Here is a 1949-nt window from a genome sequence, read left to right as displayed (position 1 = left end):
GCTCTAACAGCGTGTAGAGTATTAATTGGGCGTAAGGGAGAATGGTGTTCACTGTTCTCATCAATGTTTTTCCACGCCCTTTTTCTCATATTTTCAACCCCTTGAATAGTAGAGCTAATATACTAGTGCAAGATGTGAGCTTGATAAGTACTGCCGCGATAAATCAATTCATAACTACTTGGCTTGACAGAATTGGGTTTGGCAAGAGCTGGATCGAAGCTATAAGTGACACCCCGATAAATCAAATTGCGGGGAGATTTGCGAGGGTGTGGTAATAGAGAATTAGTTCTGACGCTATCGAAATCGTAATTATAAGTAGTGCCGCGATAAATGAGTTTAATTACTTTTTGTTCGATAGATTGCTTTTGAAAAATAGTAGTCATGATTTATTCCTTAAGAATCGATAGTTGTTTTACGAACTATAATTAAGAATATTTCCGTGGTAAATGGCACGAGAAATAAAATATTTAATTGGTTGTTCGATACCTATTTATCTTATGATTTCAACTCAATCTAAACATCTGAAAAACGTCTTGATGTAGAGATCGACTAAAGACAGTAATCTTTGACAACCGTTGGTGGTAGCCTGAGTACGATCGCTTAATACTTTAGTTAGTATTCTTGGCGAACTAGGAACGATCGATCGAAGTATTTCATCGCGCCACCAGAGCGGCGGTGGTCATGATTTGGGTTCGGCTCTGGGACTTCCAATGTTGATATCGGAGCAAGGGGAAGGAGGCAACATGTTTCGACAATGCCATCAAAGGATGGTTCACAAAGGAGGCAACATGTTTCGACAATGCCATCAAAGGATGGTTCACAAATACTTGCTACTGTACTTCACTAGACTGATAAGGGCTGTATCACCCTTAATCATTACAAAAACAAGGCTTTGACAGCCTGCCCACTCCGCCGAAGTTCAAAGCTGACAGCCCCAGAACCTCATTCCAAGTGTCAGTGGTAATTCAACATCAAGATGAACAGCTATAGTGCGACACGCCACCAGCGTCAAAAAACACCTGAGGTTTTAGACGATAGTATTTATCTTCTATTTCCTGTGATTGCTCATCGTACGGATGGCTAAACACTTCTTGTAACTCTTTGACTAAGGTGTAGTCACCCTGCATGGCTTGTTGGTAAGCGGGAACAACCACCCCCTCTCGCCATGTATATTTTCGGTTAGTCTGTTCCATCTTTATTGAGATCTCAGCCAGATTGCCGTCGTTCCTGACAAGGTCGCGCCAGCTTTGTAGCCAAGATTGCCATTGCTCATCGAGTTGTTGTGAAGTCTCAATGTAGAAGCTCTTTTTCAATGCTGAGACATCGTCTGGTATATGAGATAACTCGCGAAAGAAAATGGTGTAATCCACCTTTGAGTAGAGCATTAACTCCAATAATGCCTTAAATAAGGTCGAGTTATATTCAGTCAGGCCAAGTTTGGCAGCCCACATTTTTTGGATTTGGTTTTCCATCGCTTTTGCGAAGTCATGGCCTAATTGGTCGAAGTGTTCTAAAGCTTCGGCATCCTCTACGAGTAGCGGCCTCAAAGCTGTTAAAAACATATGATAATTCATTTCTGCGGCGATCGGCTGATTGAAGAATGAAAAGTGTTTACCACCACCAGTCCAAGGTTGAAACCCAGGGTCAAAAGATTCACAAAACCCAAATGGTCCATAGTCGAGGGTAAAGCCACCAGCGGCGCAGTTGTCACTATTAAAATTACCCTGGCAGTAACCAACACGTTGCCAATTGGCCACCAGTGCAGTGAGACGTTGACGAAATAGCTTCGCCAACTCAACGACTCGATCTGCAAAAACAAGGTTTTGATTAATGTCGCTTTTGTATTCTCGCTCAATTAAATGCGACACGATCATGCTTAACTCTTCTAATGCTCTTGGATGAGCATTGCTGCGAGCGCGGCGGGCAAATAACTCTAGCTGACCAACGCG

At 42.6% G+C, this 1949-nt stretch carries 2 protein-coding genes; both read right to left on the bottom strand.

Annotated elements, in window-relative coordinates:
* Positions 1-122: 122 nt before the first annotated feature.
* The gene (locus tag ACEW9I_RS06265; RefSeq protein WP_373539493.1) at positions 123-383 is read right to left on the bottom strand and encodes a DUF4278 domain-containing protein; all 261 of its coding nucleotides are present in this window, start codon (positions 381-383) and stop codon (positions 123-125) included.
* Between the two features lie 588 nt (positions 384-971).
* A partial coding sequence (locus ACEW9I_RS06260; protein ID WP_373539492.1) for a protein adenylyltransferase SelO family protein occupies positions 972-1949 on the bottom strand: 978 nt, incomplete at its 5' end.

It is taken from the genome of Chamaesiphon sp., assembly GCF_041738855.1.
Lineage (GTDB): Bacteria > Cyanobacteriota > Cyanobacteriia > Cyanobacteriales > Chamaesiphonaceae > Chamaesiphon.
This window is presented reverse-complemented; position numbering and strand designations above follow the sequence as displayed.

Excerpts from the sequence above, each read along its gene's own strand:
- ACEW9I_RS06265 (WP_373539493.1), bottom strand. The coding sequence starts at position 383 with ATGACTACTATTTTTCAAAAGCAATCTATCGAACAAAAAGTAATTAAA.